The organism is Snodgrassella sp. W6238H11, from assembly GCF_016100525.1.
In the GTDB taxonomy this organism is placed as follows: domain Bacteria; phylum Pseudomonadota; class Gammaproteobacteria; order Burkholderiales; family Neisseriaceae; genus Snodgrassella; species Snodgrassella alvi.
On record NZ_JACFSH010000002.1, the window covers coordinates 135,475 to 154,114 of the forward strand.

The following is an 18,640-nucleotide window of genomic DNA, read 5'->3' on the forward strand; positions in this document are numbered from 1 at the left end:
TAAATATTAACTTTATTTTAAGTATAAAGCATATATTTAGAATATCTAAAACTGATTATTTAGGTGATTATTTACTTTTTTACAACGAATTCAGGAATGATTGTTAAAGTAAATATAATTTCTAATAAAGAATTTATTTTATATATTAATTTTTATTTTAATTACTAATTTAAGCACTAAATTATATTATGGGCTTATTTACCAATTATTGATTTGTTATTTATTATATCGATATTGTTATGATTTTAATTTTTACAGATAATTAGAGTTGTTATTACTATATATCATTATAGAATTCATCTCTGAATGGTTCTATGTAAAGAGTTTTGCTCAAGTGGTTTTGTTTATGTAGTAGATTTCTGATATTTTACTGTGATATGTAGAAAGTTTCACCTGTATTAATTAATCATTTATTTTTGTATATTTTGTGATTTCAGTACAGAATAAACGAAAGTAGGGTGGTTATAGCTAAAAGCTATATTTTTAAATAGGTATATAGTTTTTACTGGGAAAATAATCAGTCAAAATTGAAAATGAGTTGTTTAATTGCCCTGTTATATTGTTTGTAAATAATCAGATTATGGTGGCTCCTAAAGTATTCTGAAAGTGCTTTAATGCCCATGAATGTCCTACAGGGTCAAAGCTGGCAACAGCATGCTGATGAACGACGATTTGATAATTAAGGTTATATGCATCAACTGCTGTATGTAATACACAGATATCTGTACATACACCGGTTAAATGTATTTCGGTAATATTTCTTTCACGCAGACGTAAATCCAGGTCTGTTCCGCTGAATGCAGAGTAGTGGCGTTTATTCATCCAGTAAACTTGCGGATTGGTTTGATTGGCTGTGTACAACTGTTTTAATGAACCATAGAGATTCTGACCGTTGGTACCTATGATATTGTGAGGCGGAAATAATTTATTTTCCGGATGGTATTTATCATCAGGCTCATGCGCATCAATTGCAAATACGACAAAATCTTTCTGCTCAATAAACGTTCTGGTCAGATTTACCATTTCATTTTCTATGGCTTGGCCAGCCTGACCGGTTGTCAGTGCTCCGTCTGGGGCAATAAAGTCGTTGGTATAGTCGATTGAAATAAATGCTTTCATGTTATTCATCAAATTGTTATTGTTGTCTGAGTTTTGTGAATTATAAATCATAAGTTAAACTGATTTAATTTTTATTGTGTCTTTTGGTATTTGTATAATTTTATTTTTTAGTCAAGGTTAAATTCGCGAGTTCGAATCTCGTGTCCGCTCCAATGTTTAATCTATAGACATCCTGAATTGTCTTAAATAACATAAAAAAACAAATGATTATATGTTTATATAATCGATATAAAATAATTGAAAACTATCTAAAAATACTTAATTGAAGTACAAATTTAAAGTAAATCATTTTTTTAATAAGTACATCTTGTACTTATCTGTATATACAAACTGATACGTAGTTTTGTTTATACTTGCCTAGGCATTTTGATGTTTTCTATTGCATTTACGTTTAGTTCATCCTCTCTCCAAATCTAACTCAGAATTAAATCTGAGTTAGATTTGGAGATGTATTAATAGAGAGTGATTCTTCGTTTCAAAACACTGTCAGTTAAACTTTAAAAAATTCACAAAAAAATTTCAGTGTCTATGTCTATTAAGATAGACGGTCTTTCAATAATTTGCCTAAACGCCTTATCTTGTAAGGCTTTTCATGATTTGAGATATGCTGTGGTTCAGGATATGATTCAATACTACATCAAATAAAGTTATACTGAAAAAGAAGTATAGCTCTTACTTATATGGCTTTGGTGCCTGAGAATGGCAGGAGAAGATATATAAAAGCTATTGTAGTTTAATATAAAATGTGATTATTTTTAATAGGTTAAATCAATATCTTAGCATAAAAAATAGTAATAAAAACTATTGAAGTAAGAGATTAACAATTAACTCTTTAGTTAATTGATTTTTTTCTTCTAGAATGAAAGATAAATAATATATTAATTGGTATATAGATGATTACAGGCGACCATAAGAGTCAAATTGATAGTATTTGGGATACGTTTTGGAGTGCAGGGTTAACTAGCTCTATTGCTGTATTGGAACAAATGACTTATCTATTTTTCATAAAAATGCTGGATGACAGCCAGCTCAAAAGAGAAGCAAATGCTCAGGCACTAGGTGGCACGATTAAAGCCCCTATTTTTAAAGATGGTGAATCCTGGCAAAACCCAGAGACAGAACAAACGCTTCCCTATGAAGATTTACGTTGGCACAAATTCAAAAATTTTAATGCCACAAATATGTTTAATATCGTTCGCAATGATGTATTTGTGTTTATCAAAACTCTAGGTACAGGTAAAGATAGCGCTTTTAGTCGCTATATGGCTAATGCCATTTTTATGATCCCTAACGAACGGACTTTATCCAAAATTGTAGATGGTATCGATAACCTCGACATGAATGATAAAGATACTATGGGCGATGTCTATGAATATATTTTAGGGAAAATGGCAGCTAGTGGTACTAATGGCCAATTTCGGACTCCTCGTCATATTATTCGTATGATGGTACAGCTAATGAAGCCCACTATTGAGGATAATATTTGTGATCCTGCTATGGGTTCAGCAGGCTTCATTGTTGAGTCAGCTGCGTATATTAGCGAGCATTATAAAAAAGAGTTAGCCAGAAAAGAAAATGCTGAGCATTATATAAACACTATGTTCTATGGTTTTGATACTGATCAGACCATGTTACGTATTGGCGCCATGAATATGATGCTGCATGGGGTAGATAATCCAAATATTAATTACCAAGATTCCCTTTCCGAAGATAATCAAGATAAAAATCTTTATTCACTGGTATTAGCTAATCCACCCTTTAAAGGTAGCCTTGATTATGAAGTGGTAGATAATAGCTTATTAACTATTGCTAAAACTAAAAAAACTGAGCTACTTTTTTTAAGTCTATTTATTCGTATTTTAAAATCAGGAGGGCGTTGTGCATCTATTGTGCCAGATGGTGTGCTATTTGGTAGCAGTAAAGCACATTTAGCCATTCGTAAAGAATTAGTAGATAACCAGCAGCTTGAAGCTATTATCTCAATGCCATCAGGTGTATTTAAACCCTATTCAGGCGTCTCTACGGCTATCCTTATCTTTACTAAAACTGATGCAGGCGGCACCGATAAAGTTTGGTTCTATGATATGCGCGCCGATGGTTATAGTTTAGATGATAAACGCAGCCCACTAGAAGTTAATGATATTCCTGATATTATTGCCCGTTATAATAGTTTAGAAAATGAAGCCAATCGTACCCGTAAAGAGCAATCTTTCTTTGTACCTAAAGCCGAAATAGTGGCTAATGGATATGATTTAACGATTAATCAATATAAAGAAGTGGAACGAGTAAAGGTAGACTATGAAAAACCTGAAATAGTATTAGCTAATATAAAAAAATTACAAGTTGAAATAGATCAAGCGATTACCAAATATGAAAGGTTAATTAAAGAATGAATAGAGATAGTTGGAATATAATGAAATTAGGAGAAATATGTAATATTTTAAATGGTTATGCCTTCAACTCTAAATATTTTACAGATAATACTAATGCAATGCCTTTAATAAGAATAAGAGATATAAAAAGAGGATATACAGAAACTTTTTATACAGGGATATACAATGAGTCTTATATTGTAAAAAAAGGTGATTATATTATTGGAATGGATGGCGAGTTCAATATATGTCAATGGGAAAGTACAAATGCTCTACTCAACCAACGGGTATGTAAAATATGGCCACGAGATACTAAATCAACACATATTAGATATATATACTATTTTTTATCTTCATTATTAAAAAAGATAGAAGAAAAAACGGCTTTTGTTACTGTAAAACACTTATCAACTAAACAACTAAATAGTTCTGATATTACTATTCCTGTATTCTTTCTTCAAAAACAAATAGTAAAAGAACTAGATACACTAAGCGATATTATTACCAAAAAGAAAGAACAGCTTGCAGAACTGGATAAACTTGCTCAAGCTACTTTTCATAATATGTTTGGTGATCCTATAAAAAATGAAAAACATTGGGAAACTAAAAAATTAGAGAGTATATGCTCATCTGTTGTAAGAGGTCCTTTTGGAAGTGCTTTAAAAAAGGATTTTTTTGTACAAAAATCTGAATTTACATATAAAGTATATGAACAAAAGCATGCAATACAAAAGGATGCTTTTATTGGACAATATTATATAGATGAACTCTTATATAATAGCCTTAAGAGATTCACTGTACTGCCTAAAGATATTATTATGAGTTGTTCAGGAACTATTGGAGAATTTTTTGAAATTCCTGCAAACGCGGAAAGAGGAATTATTAATCAAGCATTATTAAAGTTTACTCTTTTAGAAAATAAGATTATAAGCGTTTTTTTTCTTTTTCTAATGAAGCAATTAATAATAAATGTTGAAAAAAAAGGAAGTGGAATTCAAAATATAGGATCTGTTAAGTTTATAAAAGATATAACTTTAGGGCTTCCTCCTATATCACTTCAAAACCAATTTGCTGAAAAAATAGAAGCCATAGAGCAACAAAAAGCATTAATTAATCAATCAATCACAGATACACAACTTCTATTTGATTACACGATGGATAAATATTTTAATTAACTAAATTCGTTAGGTGAGTGCCCTAATTATGAAACGGAACTTTGATTTTTTGAGTACATTATCTGATTTTGCAGAGTTATATAATTACTGTAATGAAGCTGAAGTAAATCAAAAAAGCGACCCTAAGCAATCAGCGCTTAATGCAAGGTTTGCCTTAGAATATACTGTTAAAATCATCTATATCCTACATAATTGGGTAATCCCTAAACGTAGTAGTCTGTTTGAATTAGTAGATAATGAAGACTTTCGTCGTTTCATTAATGATAATGAGTTAATGGTTGCTTTGCATTATATTCGCCGAGCAGGTAATAATGCTGCCCATTTAGAAAAGGTTACGGCGAAAGAGTCATTATTTTCTTTATTAAATTTGCATAGTTTTGTCAGTGCCGTATTAGTAAAACTCGGTGAAGTTACTGATGTGGCGACTTTTGATAAAACGCTCCTTACAGAAAATAAAGGCAGTATTAGTAAAGCATCGGCAACCTTTGTAGAACCCAAAAAAAAGGTTATTCATAAATACCGTGAACAAATAGCAGAATACGGTACGCTTAATGTTAAGAATCCCCAATATTTTACCGAAGCGGAAACACGCAGTTTCTATATTGACCAACAATTGCGTGAAGCGGGTTGGGAAGTTTTAGCAAAGAAAAATATGATAACGCCTAGTAAAGCCTGTATTGAAATTTTTGTAGAAGGTATGCCAAGTAATTCAGGCGAAGGCCATGTAGATTATGTGTTATTTGGCCGTAATGGTGTTCCTTTAGCCTTAATTGAAGCCAAAAAGACCAGTAAGAGTGTGTCTGTAGGTAAGCATCAAGCTACGCTTTATGCAGATTGTTTAGAAAAAAGATATGGTGAGCGCCCTGTTATTTATTGTAGCAATGGTTATGAAACCCATCTGATAGACGGCTTAGGTTATCCCTCAAGATTAGTGTTTGGTTTTCACACTATTGATGAGTTAGAACTACTTATTCAACGTAAAAAACGTAAGGATATAACCGATCTGACAATCAAAAATGAAATTACCAATAGAGCTTATCAAAAACAGGCGATTACTGTGGTATGTGAGCATTTTAATAAAAAGCATCGCCGCGCTTTATTAGTTATGGCTACTGGGACAGGTAAAACGCGGGTAGCTATTTCACTGGTTGAGTTGCTATATCGTAATAACTGGATTAAAAATGTACTTTTTTTAGCTGACCGTAAAGCACTTGTTAAACAAGCTCATAAAAACTTTACTAAGCTTTTGCCCTCTGTAACTACCTGTATTTTATCTGACCATACTAATAAAAAACACGACCTTAATGCACGTATTATGTTTTCTACCTACCATACGATGATTAAGCATATAGATAGTGATGCTAAAGCGTTATCTATTGGGCGATTTGATTTAATAATTGTTGATGAGGCACATCGATCTATTTTTGGACGCTTTGGTGCTATCTTCGATTATTTTGATTCGTTATTGTTAGGTTTAACCGCTACCCCCAGGGAAGATGTAGATCGCAGTACCTATCAAGTGTTTGAGGCTGAGCAAGGCATTCCCAATTTTAGTTATGAATTAGAAGAAGCTATTGATGATAAATATCTTGTTCCTTATAAAGGCTTTAAAAGGCATTCTAAGCATTTGCGACAAGGTATAAAGTATGATGACTTAAGCCAAGACGAAAAAGATCAGCTAGAAAAAGTATGGGAATACGAAACCACTATTCACGATATAGAAGATGAAGACTATAAACGTGATATTGCTAATAGAGAAATGTTTAACTATATCTTTAATGACAATACTATTGATAAAGTATTGCAAGATTTAATGAGTAATGGCTTAAAGGTACAAAGCGGTGAGCGTATTGGTAAAACCATAATCTTTGCCTACAACCACAAACATGCCAAACAAATCGTTGAACGCTTTGAAAAATTGTACCCGCAATACGGTGCTGAGTTTTGTGTATTAATTGATTATTCGGTTAATTATGCACAGAACCTGATTGAACGTTTCGAAGTGAGAGATAAAGATCCACAAATAGCCATATCTGTAGATATGCTGGATACAGGTGTTGATATTCCTGATTTATTAAATTTAGTCTTTTTTAAAGAAGTAAAATCCAAGATTAAATTTATGCAGATGATTGGCCGCGGCACTCGGCTATCCCCTGATATCTTCGGCACAGGTGCAGATAAAGAAGAGTTTTATATCTTTGATTATTGCCAAAACTTTGAGTTTTTTAGCCTTAATCCACAGGGTGCTGATGCAAAAGCCACGCAATCGCTGACAGATAGAATTTTTTGCTTAAAATCCGAAATTGCTTTTGAGTTGCAATCCACTAAATATCAAGAGGATGAATATGCAAGGCAATTGCATGATGCATTAAAAACGGAATTGAAAGGGCAGATTGAAACACTTAATCCAAATCATATTAATGTAAGAAAAAACCGTTTATATGTTGATAAGTTTAGGTTAGCTGATAGCTGGCAGTATCTTTCTCTGTTAGACCTCAATGAGTTAAAAACCTATATTGCTCCTATATTAAGCCCTACCCAAGAAGATGAAAGTGCCAAGAAATTTGATTTATTACTATTTAATATTCAATTGAGTTTATTGAATAAGTCTAAAAAGGCAAGTAAAAGCCAAAAGAGTGTCATCGATTTAGTACAGGCACTCTATGAGAAAGGTACTATTAAAGAGATAAAAGAGAAAATCGCAATTATTAAAGAGGTATTAACGGATAGTTTCTGGCAAACACTAGAACTGGATAAACTTGAACATGTGCGTGTTGAGTTGCGTGATTTAATAAAGCATTTAAAGGACGATGCTAATGGTCAAACATTTAATGTAGATATTGAAGACTTTATTGAATATATAGGTGAAACAGAAAGCTTATTTTCTGTGAAAACTTACAAACAACGTGTTATCGATTATTTAATTGAAAACTCCTGGAATCCCGTTATTCAAAAAATACGTAATCTTGAGCCTATTACTCGTGCTGATACTGTTGAACTTGAAAAAGTATTATGGAACGAACTTGGAACAAGAGAGGAATATAATAAATTTACTTTTAATACTCTAGCGGGCGGTAATGTAGCTGCCTTTATACGTTCTATTGTTGGTTTGGATAAACAAGCCGCTGAAAAACGTTTTAGTCAGTTTTTATCCGATAATCAGCTTAATTCACAACAGCAAGAGTATTTAAAAACCATTATAAATTATGTGAATGAAAATGGTGATATCACTACTGATATATTGATCAATGAGTCACCTTTTGACAGCTATGACTGGCAGGAAGTGTTTGGCGATAATGTAGCCTTTATTTCAAAATATGTTAATACCTTACACTCAGCTATTGTTGCGAGTTAGTATAAGATACAAATAGAACTACCTAAAAATAAACTTTGTAATAGTGAATTAGTTTTTTCCGTCTCGATATAACGTATCTTTCATTCTGACAAAAATAACGAGGTATCGAATATGACATTGTTAACAGATTTAACCATCTGTAAATCCTAACCTGTACTGAAAACCTATTCTTTAAAAGACGATCTTGGTTATGGATAGTCTGTGTAAAGTATTCAGATAGTTAATATTTCTTTAAATCTGGTTGTGATGCAGTTGCTTAGCTGAGTTCGGGTCATAAGCCAGTCGCCAGATTGCAGCTCACTGCCAAGCCGGATGCTGCCGCGGCCGTAGCGGCTGGTGATGTTGTCCCATGCTCTCATTAGTTCAGGGCGGTGATTGTGCTGGCTGTGACAGAGTAAATCTAACTGCCGGAAGGTGTGCACTGGTTCGATGCCACTCAGTTCAATTCCACATTTTTTATATTCGTAGCCGGAACGGTAGATGCTGTTTAACAGGTGCCGGGCAATGTGGTTGAGGGTGAGTGTGTCGTTACTGGCCTGAGGCAGTTTGGTAATCCGGTAGCCGATGTATTGTGGCAGGTCGTGGCGAAAGCGGTTGGTGTAGATGAATACACCAATGATATGTGCCTGACTGTTTTGTTCGCGCAGTTTGGCTGCTCCGGCGGTAATGTGATGGCTGATGGCCGCCTGTAAACCGTCAAGATTGGTGACCATGTTGCCGAAGCTGCGGCTACGGACGATATTCTGACGACCGGCTTCTTCTGTGATGAGTTCGCTACAGGGAATTCCCTGCATTTCCCGCTGGGTACGTTCGAGTACAACACCAAATTGTTTTCTTAAGGTTGGGGTATGGGCATTGATGAAATCCAGAGCGGTGTGAATGCCTTGGGCGGCGAGCTTGTGGCCAATTCTGCGACCGATACCCCATATTTCGGTAACCGGCTCGCTGGCAAGGGCTCGTTGTCTGATATTCTGATTCCAGTCTGTCCAGACAATAACGCCATTGAAATGATGGCGGTGGCGTTTGGCCAGATGGTTACAAAATTTAGCTAGTGTACGGGTAGGGGCAATGCCGACACATGTCGGTATACCTACCCACTGCTGGATACGGGAACGGATATTGGGGCCGAGCTGATGCAGGTTGTTCAGACCGTGCAGGCTGGCAAAGCATTCGTCGATTGAGTAGATTTCAATGGCTGGTACCATTGAGGCAATGGTACTCATCATGCGTCGCGACAGGTCGGCATACAGCTCGTAGTTGGACGAGAAAACGATTAGCTTGCCTTGCCGCACGAGGTGCTGAATCTGAAAGTAAGGTATGCCCATTCTGATGCCCATGTCTTTGGCTTCATTGGAGCGGGAAATGACGCAGCCGTCGTTATTGCTCAGTACGATAACGGGTTGCTGCCTGAGTTCGGGGCGATAGACTCTTTCACAGGAGCAATAGAAGTTATTACCGTCAATCAGGGCAAACATGGGCAGGATTCAAGGCTTGCAGCAGATGTTTATGCTGACGGATGATTTGATAGATGTCGCGATCAAGCTGTCCTTGCGGCTGATTGAGCAGGGTTTGCAGTTCGTCGGTATTACCGGCACTGCCCAGATAAATCCAGTGGTGAAAGATGTGGTATTTGTGCTGTTCTTTTATATAGGCGTAACCACTAAACGGCCATGCAGCCAGTTTAAGTTTCTGTAAGGCCAGTGCAAGTTTGAGGTTGTGCATGTCGGCGGTAATTTTGTTGATGCAGGCACCACTGCACTGATGCAGCTGATGGCGGAAGCAGGGGCGGTTATTGCTGCCTTTTTCGATCCCCAGAGTTTGCAGACACAGATCGGTGTTGCTGATGATGTTTTTAATGCTTTTCTGTGCATCGCTTTTGCTGTGAAACAGGCCGTAATAGTGCTGTTCGCGGTTAAGCTGAACGTGGCGCATGGGTACAATGCTCAGGGTGTTGTATCCGTTAGTATTGGTATTCAGCTGGAAGCTGAACAGGTCTTTCTGACGGCGCAGACGGCGGTTGAGGATGGGCTGGCGCTGCTTAATCTGGGCTGATTCGGTGAGCAAGGCATCCAGTTCGCCGCTACAGGGGATAATGTCGATTTTTCTGGCTTGCTGTGACAGGCTCATTTCTTTGCTGTTGTGTACATCCTGACTGAAATGGCTCATCAGGCGGGTTTTAACTTGTTTGCTTTTGCCAATATACAAAGGAATGTCGTTGTCACCATAAATAAGGTACACGCCGTAATTGTCGCTGATGTTGTCCAGAACATCGCTGTGCAGGTGAGCGGGCAGGCTGGGGCGCTGCATGATGGTTTTACAGGCCTGATGCAGGATGTCTGCGGGAAAGTTGTGTCTGAGCTGCTGCCAGAAGTCGTAGATAGCCCGGGCATCGGCAAAGGCCCGGTGACGGTTTTGCATGTCGAGGTTGTGGCGGGCAATAATTTTGTCCAGTCCGTGATGTTTGTGTTCGGGATAAAGCAGACGCGACAGTTTAACGGTGCACAGTTGCTGCGGGTTGAATGTTCTGCCCAGACGTTTGAAAGCAGCTTTGATGAAGCCGTAATCAAAACGCACATTGTGCGCTATAAAGATTCGCTCTTTGAAGATGGCTGCCAGCCGGTCGGCAATTTCATTATCGAAATAAGGTGCTTTTTCTACCATTTTATTGCTGATGCCGGTAAGAGACTGAATAAAAGGCGGAATGCTGGTATCGGGATTAAGCAGGGTATGAAAAGTTTGTGGCTGCTGCTGTCCGGCTTCTGTGTAAATAACTGCGATTTCGGTAATACGGTCGCTGGTAGTGCGTCCGCCGGTAGTTTCGATATCGACAAAGGCAAGTTGCTGATCTGAAAACATGGTTTCTGGGTTAGCGGATGTGTTTGATAACGTAGGTTACGACGCCGACGATGGCAAGGGTATCGCCTTCTTTTAGGCTGAAATTGGGATAAGACTGGCTGCTGTTTTCCGAGTGTAGTTCGATGCGGCTGTTATCCAGTTTGTGCAGTCGTTTGATGGTAAATTCATTACCTAAATCGGCCATGACGATATCACGGTGTTTGGGTGTGATGGAGCGGTCGATGATAAGCAAATCGTTGCGGCTGATGCCGGCATCCTGCATAGAATCACCACCGCAGCGTACGGCAATGGTGGCAGCCTGATTTTTTATCAGGTACTGGTTGAAGTCCAGATAATCGCTGATATAGGGTTCTGCCGGGCTGGGAAAGCCGGCGGGAATGGTTTCGGCGGCTAAGGGAATGTTGAGCCGCGTGAGGTTGTCGGCTATTTTCCAGCAGTCGGCAGGCAGATGCTGTGCCGGTCGCAGCGGGGTAGCGGCCAGCTGATTCATCAGGTGTTCTACTGCCGGTATCAGGCTGACGGGAATACGTTTGACTATTTTGGGGCCGGCAATTCTGGCTTTGCGTCCGGCGCCGGCTCTTACGCCGCCATGCTGATTGTGTTTTGCTGCTGTATCAACCACAATTGTGCTCATCTTGATTAAGTTATTTAATCAAGAATGGTAGATTTTTGATTTTTCTGCGTCAATTATGCCTGCTGCGGATGGCTGGTAATAGTTTGTTTTTTATCTGTTATGCTGTCGGATATTACCCATGCTAATCAAAGCTAACTTATTTTATAGTTTTGAATTGGTTTGTATTGATGTTATCGAATGCAGATAAATTGTGATGGCAGACAATAAGTTTACTGATATTGTGCAGGCAGGGAGGCAGAACGGTCCGGATGGCTGTTTGAGCCTGAAGCGTTACTGGCTGAGTTTATTTCATCCGCAATCCGGTCCAGGGTAGTGGTGGTTTCTAGGTGAGTACTTTGGATATCCGAAGCGGTGATAGCTGCGGCTTCACTGACGCTGTGTGTGCTCTCATTATGTGAACAGGCTGTCAGGCAGATAAGTGTAAGAGTGAATAGTGGAAGAGAAATTTTCATGATAGTTGTACGGATGCTGATTTAATTCTGCTTATTATGATCGGGTAAGTGGTGTACAGCCACATTGGGTGAGCAGCTGAGTAGTTTCGTATACAGGCAAACCCATGATGCCGGTGAAGCTGCCGCTGATATGCTCGACCAGCATTCCGCCCAGCCCTTGGATACCGTAAGCTCCGGCTTTATCCAATGGCTCACCGGTAGCAATATAAGCGGCAATCTGTTCATCATTTAAGGCGGCAAAACTGACGGTACTGGTTTGCAGGGTTTGAAAGGTTTGGTTCTGCCAATAGATGCAGACTGCTGTATGGACATGATGTTGTTGTCCTGACAGCAGTTTAAGCATACGAGTTGCATCGTTGATATTTTCCGGTTTGCCGAGAATCAGGTTATTTAGGCTGACTGTGGTATCAGCACTGATAAGGGGAAATTCTGGTGGCTGTTGTTTGTTTTGCTGCCAGGCATTGAGTGCTGCACTGTTTTTCATGCTTGCCATGCGCCGGACATAATCTGTGGCGTTTTCATCCGGATAGGGGGTTTCATCGATCTCTGCATTTAGCCGCAATACATGGTAGCCAAGATTAATGAGGATTTCATGCCGGCGCGGGCTGCCTGATGCAAGATAGACGGTTAGCGGATTCATTGATACAGGATAATTATGTATGGTTGAAATTGACTACGGTTATTTTAGTATTGCTTTAAGTTAGCATGTTGCTTGTTAACGATATAATAAAAGATTATGCCGGATATTTGTTAGCTGCAAGTCATATCCGGCAGCAGATTAGGTTTACTATTATCGGTTTAATGGTTTACGTCGACAATAAATCGTCCTCGGATTTTACCACTAATGATATCTTCTGCAATGTCGCGACACTGATTCAGCGATATGGTATGTGCGATATTTTCTAATTGCTGAATGTCCAGATGTCTGGCAAGAAAATCCCAGGCTGCAATACGTTTTGCCCGTGATGCCATGACGCTATCAATACCTGCCAGAGTAATACCTCGTAAAATAAATGGTGTAACTGTGGCCGGAAAATCCATACCCTGTGCCAGCCCACAGGCAGTAACAATGCCACCATACCGGATTTGTGCGCAGATATTAGCCAGGCTATGAGAACCAAGCACGTCAATGGCTGCCGACCATTGTTCCTTTTGTAATGGTTTGCCTGTATCAGACAAGGTTTTGCTGTCGATAATATGCTGCACACCTAGTTGCTGCAGATAATCTGTATCGTTGATTTTGCTGGTAGCTGCAGTAATGGTATAGCCCAGCCGGGTGAGTAACATAATCGCCACTGATCCGACACCGCCGGTGGCTCCGGTAACCAGAATATTACCCTGTTTTGGGGTAATGCCATGCTCGATTATACGTTGTACACACAAGGCTGCTGTATATCCGGCGGTTCCGATAATCATGGACTGTCGGGCAGTTATGCCTGCGGGTAGGGGGATAAGCCAGTCTGCATTGAGAAAAGCACGCTGGATCATGCAGCCCCAGTGGGTTTCTCCACAGCCCCAGCCATTTAAAATCACTTTATCCCCGGCTTTGAAATGCTTACTGCTGGTGCTGATAACGGTTCCGACACCATCTATACCGGGAATCATCGGCCACTGCCGTACCACAGGTCCACTGTTGGTAATAGCCAAAGCATCTTTATAATTCAAACTTGAATACTGCACCTCAATCAGGGTATCACCTGGTTGTTGCAACAGGGTGTCTTCACTAATATTTTGGATGTTGCAGGAAAATTCAGTCTGATTTTTTTCTAAGAGTATGGCTTTGGATAGCATGATGATATTCCTGTTATTGTTAACTAGACGAATGGTCTGTTTTTATTATAGACCGGTTGTCTAGTTGTAAGCAATTATTGCCGAATCTATTCAAGTATAAGGGATTTTGATTAAATTTCAGTTAAGTAGAGTGTTATTGATTATGACTGGTAACAGATATTGGAAGCTGATTAATGGTTTTTTATCAGATTAAAAAACTGTTCGGTAAAGATATCCAGCGGCGTTGCATTTTTGAGCAGTTTGGCACGGCTGACTGCACCTTCCCAGCCAAGCCAGAAAAAGTAAGCCAGTTTTGTGCAGTCTGTTTGTGAACTGATTTCTTGCTGCTGTTGCGCCAGCTGCAAACAGCAGGCTATTTTTTCCTGCCAGTTGTGCAGAATGTTGTTGAGTAAAGCAGGATAATTTTGTGGCAGAAGAGATTCATCCTGCATTAGCTCACCCACCAGACAACCTCTGTTGAAATGATATTTGGCCATGCTGGTTTTGGCATCTGTGCAGAATGCATTAATTCTGGCCAGTGCGGAAGAGATATTCTGGTTTAATAAATGTTGTTCCAGTTTTTCAGTAAAAAAGTGGTCGTAGTATTGGAGTATGGCTGTGCCAAACTCTTCTTTACTCTTGAAATAGTGATAAAAAGAACCTTTGGGTACGCTTACCTGTTTCAGTATGCTTTCAATATTGGCACTGATGTAGCCGTGTGTGGTCATGGCTGCTACGCCGCTGCGGATAAGGGCGATTCTGGTGTTATTACCTTTGCGGGATAATGAGGGTGTACTGAATAATTCTGTCATTGTTATAAGATTTTTGCGGGCTGGTTGGGACAAATGGCTGTGGCAGGGGTCAGTTTGATTTTCCCTGTTTTCTGACGGCAGTGCGACACAGCCAGTCCAGACAGCTGATGGGCAGGAATTTTTTCAGATACCAGAAGAGGTGTGCCGGTACGGTAACCGGGTAACGTGCTTTAGGTTTGCTGGCATTGAGTGCACGGGCGCAGACCTGAGCGCATTGTTCGGCAGTCAGTGTAAACGGTGCGACAGAACCGGCAGCCTGCAGGCGGTTGAGCTGTGCCTGATAGGCGGCACGATGCACGCTGTTTTCAACATCTATATATTGTTTGAATTTAATCAGTGCATTGGGACGAAAGCGACTGGTGATTGGTCCGGGCTCAAGCAGGCTGATATAAATACCACTGGCATGAGTTTCATGACGCAATGTATCACATAGTCCTTCCAGTGCAAATTTACTGCTGGTATAAGCACTGCGCCATGGCATGGCTGCATAGCCCAGTATGCTGGAATTTACCAGAATACGACCATACTGCTGACGCCGGAAAATTTTCATTGCTGCGTTGATGCATTGCCATGTGCCGAATACGTTGGTATTAAACTGTTCCTGTAAGGCTGCCCGGCAAAGATCCTCGGCTGCGCCTGTCTGACCGTAACCGGCATTGCAAAATAAAGCATCAAGGTGGCCGAATTCAGCTATTACGGTTTCGATAGCTGCCTGTATCTGTTCATCATTGGTAATATCCAGTTGCAGACTGTGAAAACCTTCTGAACGTAAGCGCTCTACATCTTCTGCCCGACGGCAGCTTGTATAAACGCGCCAGTTGTCTTGTCGCAGAAGCTGAGCGGTTGCATACCCGATACCACTGGAACAGCCTGTGATCAGAATAGTTTTCATCATATTTATGTCGGTTGGAATTTATTTACCGGATGTAGTTTAACATGCCGGAAAATAGATATGTCCGGGTTGTTTGACAGTTATGCTGTTGGCAGCAGGCGGTAAAATATCATTTTCCTGTCTGTGCGGAATATGCAGCTTCTGCCGGTAATCAAATTATTTTTTGCGTTATCAGCGTGCTTTGTTTAATCATTAATCAAAAGATTACTGTTCTTTTTCAGCTGCTTCATCATAAGCGTCGACAATTTTCTGTACCAACGGATGGCGTACTACGTCTTCGCTGGTGAATACGTGAAAATAAATCCCCTCAATGTTGCTGAGTTTTTCACGCGCATCTTTCAGACCGCTTTTGATATTTTTAGGTAAGTCGATCTGGCTGATGTCACCGGTAATCACTGCTTTGGCTCCGAAGCCGATACGGGTCAGGAACATTTTCATTTGTTCTGGTGTGGTATTTTGGGCTTCATCAAGAATAATATAAGCCCCGTTAAGTGTGCGTCCGCGCATATAGGCTAAAGGTGCGATTTCAATCAGCCCTTTTTCCAGTAGTTTGGTCACACGGTCGAAGCCCATCAGGTCATAAAGGGCATCATACAGGGGACGCAGATACGGATCGACTTTTTGTGCCAGATCGCCCGGCAGAAATCCGAGTTTTTCTCCGGCTTCTACAGCTGGGCGAACCAGTACGATACGTTCTACCTGATGTTTTTCAATGGCATCCACTGCGGCAGCAACGGCAAGATAGGTTTTACCGGTACCGGCAGGGCCCAGACCAAATACGACATCATGTTTTAATAATGCCTGTATATAACCGTTCTGGCGCGGGGTGCGCCCGCTGATGTTGCCGCGGCGGGTGCGCAGTGTCCAGACTTTAGGTTCATGGTGGTCTGAATTTTCCTGTGTGGTGGTTTTGGCTTCTACCGCAGCTAAATGGATGTCACTATCGCTGATATCGCGCTCACGCGCTATGCTGGCCAGATTCTCCAATGCTTTCACTCCTTGACTGATATGTTCTCCGCTTAAAGTAAAATGGTCAAAACGACGGGTAATTTCAAGATCCAGAGCTTTGCCCAGGCTGATAATGTGCTGGTCTAATACGCCACACAGGCGTTGCAGAGAAATATTGTCTATCTGATGTAACTGATAATGGCTGGTTTGACTCATAATTACAATAAATAAAAAGATAAATATTGATTTTAATATGTAGTCAGGCTGATCGAAAGCAAGAGAGGATGATTTGATAATATTTTATCTGATAAAAGTGTTTTTTGTGTTTGCTGAAAAGAAAACACCGGCTGACCTTGCCGGCAGAAATGAGTTGATATAGATTGTAGGTGTAGTGGAGAAATGCTGCAGGCAATTTATACTACTGCATATATAAATAATTCTGAAATGGAACATTGCATGCGAACTGCGACAATTACGCGTAATACCAGTGAAACAAAAATACAAATAAGTATTAATCTTGATGGCACCGGTGTAGGAAATTTTGATACCGGAGTGCCTTTTCTGGAGCATATGCTTGATCAGATAGCCCGCCATGGGTTGATTGATCTGGATATCCGTTGTCGCGGAGATCTGCATATTGATGATCATCATACTGTTGAAGATATTGGTATTGCGCTGGGACAGGCGTTAAAACAGGCACTGGGTGATAAGTGTGGAATTACGCGTTATGGACATAGTTATGTGCCGCTGGACGAATCTTTGAGCAGGGTGGTGTTGGATTTATCCGGTCGTCCCGGTCTGGTGTATAACGTAGAGTTTACCCGGGCGTTAATCGGCCGGTTTGATGTGGATTTGTTCAGTGAATTTTTTCATGGATTAGTGAATCATGCCATGATGACACTGCACATTGATAATTTGCGTGGTTTGAATGCTCATCATCAGGCAGAAACGATTTTCAAAGCATTCGGTCGTGCTTTGCGAATGGCTGTTACTCAGGATGAGCGAATGGCAGGGGTGATGCCGTCGACGAAAGGTACGCTGACTGCATAATGGTTTTGTATAGATTCTAATCCGCTGGTGTGTAACATTGGCGGATAAATTTATTTATGTCGGTCTGTAAGAGTAATTATGAAACTATCTGCAATAATTTATTTTGAAAATCACAATTATTGATGGCTGTCTTATATACGTTATGTTGTATTTGAAGTGATTGATTACAGTTTCTATCGGCTTATGCAATCAATTGCTGATAAATATACCGGTTATTTATATCTTCAGGATTATTTTTTTACGGTTAGCTGTCATTGAATTTAACGGATAAAAATAAATGAAATCAGTCACCGAATAATAAAATTCTGATGGATAATATGGAAATAATCAGCATAATTGCTGATAAATATGTGTTTTTTTAGCAAGATTATGGCTACGTATCATAATCTGCCAGTTTCAGATTTTCAGCTATCCGGTGTTCATGTATGATAACAAGCTGTTTCTTTGCAGGCAGCCCGTTAGTGATAACCGGACTCCGGATAAACTTTTGCTGCAGGTATGTTCAGTTGATTTTATAAAGATATGAAGATGAAAGTAGCCATTGTCAATTATGGTATGGGAAATCTGCATTCAGTGCTGAAATCTGTACAGGCAGCAAACCAGTTACAGCAGATGCAGGCGGAAGTTATTCTGACAGCCGAACCGGATGAGGTATATCAGGCTGATAAAATTATTTTTCCCGGTCAGGGGGCTATGCCGGATTGTATGGCTGCTTTGCAGCGGAGCGGATTGGCTGATGCACTGGAAGACGGATTGCGGCGCAAACCGTTTTTTGGTATCTGTGTTGGCGCGCAATTGTTGTTTGAATGTAGCGAAGAGGGTAATACGGCCGGATTAGGCTGGTTTCAGGGTACGGTACCGCATTTTCAGGCTGCATTAAGTACTGATGGCAGACCACTGAAAATACCGCATATGGGCTGGAACCGTGTACATCAGATGCAAGAGCATCCTTTATTTGCTGGTGTGGCTCAGGATGAATGGTTTTATTTTGTTCATAGTTATTATCTGCGACCAGAGGATCCGTCAATTATTCTGGGTACGGCTGATTATGCCGGTAATTTTGCCTGTATAGTAGGCAGAGATAATGTTTTTGCTACGCAGTTTCATACTGAAAAAAGCCATGCGGCCGGTTTGCAGCTGCTGGGTAATTTTTTGCGGTGGGATGGTACGTTTTAATTGAAGTAAAGGTACCGGTGTTTAACTCG

General features: G+C 39.9%; 14 protein-coding genes and 1 pseudogene. 5 read left to right on the top strand and 10 right to left on the bottom strand.

The annotated features are described in order from the left end of the window. Nucleotides 1-573: 573 nt before the first annotated feature. Nucleotides 574-1,119: a cysteine hydrolase family protein gene (locus tag H3V00_RS04050; protein WP_198207033.1), complete on the bottom strand. Its 546-nt coding sequence runs from the start codon at nucleotides 1,117-1,119 to the stop codon at nucleotides 574-576. An 893-nt stretch (nucleotides 1,120-2,012) separates the two neighbouring features. Here H3V00_RS04050 and H3V00_RS04055 point away from each other — a divergent pair. From H3V00_RS04055 to H3V00_RS04065, 3 genes are read left to right on the top strand one after another with little or no spacing between them, the layout of a single operon-like run. Next, nucleotides 2,013-3,512 (top strand): class I SAM-dependent DNA methyltransferase, encoded by a 1,500-nt coding sequence (locus H3V00_RS04055; protein WP_198207032.1) that lies wholly within the window; start codon nucleotides 2,013-2,015, stop codon nucleotides 3,510-3,512. Then, nucleotides 3,509-4,666, top strand: coding sequence for a restriction endonuclease subunit S (locus tag H3V00_RS04060; RefSeq protein ID WP_084552114.1), 1,158 nt, complete (start codon nucleotides 3,509-3,511; stop codon nucleotides 4,664-4,666). The genes H3V00_RS04055 and H3V00_RS04060 overlap by 4 nt, the downstream gene beginning before the upstream one ends. Before the next feature lie 49 nt (nucleotides 4,667-4,715). After that, nucleotides 4,716-8,021 carry a DEAD/DEAH box helicase family protein gene (locus H3V00_RS04065; RefSeq protein ID WP_198207027.1) on the top strand — a complete coding sequence of 1,102 codons (3,306 nt, stop codon included), beginning with the start codon at nucleotides 4,716-4,718 and terminating at the stop codon, nucleotides 8,019-8,021. 212 nt (nucleotides 8,022-8,233) lie between these two features. Here H3V00_RS04065 and H3V00_RS04070 read toward each other — a convergent pair whose 3' ends face one another. The 9 genes from H3V00_RS04070 to H3V00_RS04110 all read right to left on the bottom strand — a co-directional run bounded on the left by H3V00_RS04070 (nucleotide 8,234) and on the right by H3V00_RS04110 (nucleotide 16,601). Further along, nucleotides 8,234-9,496 carry a Y-family DNA polymerase gene (locus tag H3V00_RS04070; RefSeq protein WP_198207025.1) on the bottom strand — a complete coding sequence of 421 codons (1,263 nt, stop codon included), beginning with the start codon at nucleotides 9,494-9,496 and terminating at the stop codon, nucleotides 8,234-8,236. Beyond that, nucleotides 9,480-10,877, bottom strand: coding sequence for a 3'-5' exonuclease family protein (locus H3V00_RS04075; protein ID WP_198207023.1), 1,398 nt, complete (start codon nucleotides 10,875-10,877; stop codon nucleotides 9,480-9,482). Before H3V00_RS04075 ends, H3V00_RS04070 begins: the two co-directional genes overlap by 17 nt. Nucleotides 10,878-10,887: 10 nt before the next feature. Continuing rightward, complete coding sequence (locus H3V00_RS04080; RefSeq protein WP_198207021.1) at nucleotides 10,888-11,511, bottom strand: LexA family transcriptional regulator; 624 nt, start codon at nucleotides 11,509-11,511, stop codon at nucleotides 10,888-10,890. A 209-nt stretch (nucleotides 11,512-11,720) separates the two neighbouring features. Continuing rightward, nucleotides 11,721-11,963, bottom strand: coding sequence for a hypothetical protein (locus H3V00_RS04085; RefSeq protein WP_144370519.1), 243 nt, complete (start codon nucleotides 11,961-11,963; stop codon nucleotides 11,721-11,723). A 34-nt stretch (nucleotides 11,964-11,997) separates the two neighbouring features. After that, a complete protein-coding gene (locus H3V00_RS04090; RefSeq protein WP_198207019.1) occupies nucleotides 11,998-12,603 on the bottom strand; it encodes a nucleoside triphosphate pyrophosphatase in 606 nt (201 codons plus the stop codon). 158 nt (nucleotides 12,604-12,761) lie between these two features. After that, complete coding sequence (locus H3V00_RS04095; protein WP_198207017.1) at nucleotides 12,762-13,754, bottom strand: MDR family oxidoreductase; 993 nt, start codon at nucleotides 13,752-13,754, stop codon at nucleotides 12,762-12,764. 170 nt (nucleotides 13,755-13,924) lie between these two features. Beyond that, nucleotides 13,925-14,545 (bottom strand): TetR/AcrR family transcriptional regulator, encoded by a 621-nt coding sequence (locus H3V00_RS04100; RefSeq protein WP_198207015.1) that lies wholly within the window; start codon nucleotides 14,543-14,545, stop codon nucleotides 13,925-13,927. Nucleotides 14,546-14,594: 49 nt separating this feature from the next. After that, a complete protein-coding gene (locus tag H3V00_RS04105; RefSeq protein WP_198207177.1) occupies nucleotides 14,595-15,437 on the bottom strand; it encodes an SDR family NAD(P)-dependent oxidoreductase in 843 nt (280 codons plus the stop codon). A gap of 204 nt (nucleotides 15,438-15,641) precedes the next feature. Then, nucleotides 15,642-16,601: a PhoH family protein gene (locus H3V00_RS04110; RefSeq protein ID WP_084547661.1), complete on the bottom strand. Its 960-nt coding sequence runs from the start codon at nucleotides 16,599-16,601 to the stop codon at nucleotides 15,642-15,644. Nucleotides 16,602-16,844: 243 nt separating this feature from the next. On the opposite strand from H3V00_RS04110, the pseudogene hisB reads away from it, so the two are divergent. Together hisB and hisH are read left to right on the top strand one after the other, a co-directional pair. Next, nucleotides 16,845-17,435, top strand: a pseudogene (gene hisB / locus H3V00_RS04115) (imidazoleglycerol-phosphate dehydratase HisB); the annotation flags it as partial. Between the two features lie 528 nt (nucleotides 17,436-17,963). After that, nucleotides 17,964-18,611: an imidazole glycerol phosphate synthase subunit HisH gene (gene hisH / locus H3V00_RS04120; RefSeq protein WP_100125786.1), complete on the top strand. Its 648-nt coding sequence runs from the start codon at nucleotides 17,964-17,966 to the stop codon at nucleotides 18,609-18,611. Nucleotides 18,612-18,640: the final 29 nt, after the last annotated feature.

What these genes read in the sequence shown, in the direction of transcription:
- H3V00_RS04050 (WP_198207033.1), bottom strand. Translation starts at nt 1,119, where the DNA reads ATGAAAGCATTTATTTCAATCGACTATACCAACGACTTTATTGCCCCA.
- H3V00_RS04055 (WP_198207032.1), top strand. Translation starts at nt 2,013, where the DNA reads ATGATTACAGGCGACCATAAGAGTCAAATTGATAGTATTTGGGATACG.
- H3V00_RS04060 (WP_084552114.1), top strand. Translation starts at nt 3,509, where the DNA reads ATGAATAGAGATAGTTGGAATATAATGAAATTAGGAGAAATATGTAAT.
- H3V00_RS04070 (WP_198207025.1), bottom strand. Translation starts at nt 9,496, where the DNA reads ATGTTTGCCCTGATTGACGGTAATAACTTCTATTGCTCCTGTGAAAGA.
- H3V00_RS04075 (WP_198207023.1), bottom strand. Translation starts at nt 10,877, where the DNA reads ATGTTTTCAGATCAGCAACTTGCCTTTGTCGATATCGAAACTACCGGC.
- H3V00_RS04080 (WP_198207021.1), bottom strand. Translation starts at nt 11,511, where the DNA reads ATGAGCACAATTGTGGTTGATACAGCAGCAAAACACAATCAGCATGGC.
- H3V00_RS04085 (WP_144370519.1), bottom strand. Translation starts at nt 11,963, where the DNA reads ATGAAAATTTCTCTTCCACTATTCACTCTTACACTTATCTGCCTGACA.
- H3V00_RS04090 (WP_198207019.1), bottom strand. Translation starts at nt 12,603, where the DNA reads ATGAATCCGCTAACCGTCTATCTTGCATCAGGCAGCCCGCGCCGGCAT.
- H3V00_RS04095 (WP_198207017.1), bottom strand. Translation starts at nt 13,754, where the DNA reads ATGCTATCCAAAGCCATACTCTTAGAAAAAAATCAGACTGAATTTTCC.
- H3V00_RS04100 (WP_198207015.1), bottom strand. Translation starts at nt 14,545, where the DNA reads ATGACAGAATTATTCAGTACACCCTCATTATCCCGCAAAGGTAATAAC.
- H3V00_RS04105 (WP_198207177.1), bottom strand. Translation starts at nt 15,437, where the DNA reads ATGAAAACTATTCTGATCACAGGCTGTTCCAGTGGTATCGGGTATGCA.
- H3V00_RS04110 (WP_084547661.1), bottom strand. Translation starts at nt 16,601, where the DNA reads ATGAGTCAAACCAGCCATTATCAGTTACATCAGATAGACAATATTTCT.
- hisH (WP_100125786.1), top strand. Translation starts at nt 17,964, where the DNA reads ATGAAAGTAGCCATTGTCAATTATGGTATGGGAAATCTGCATTCAGTG.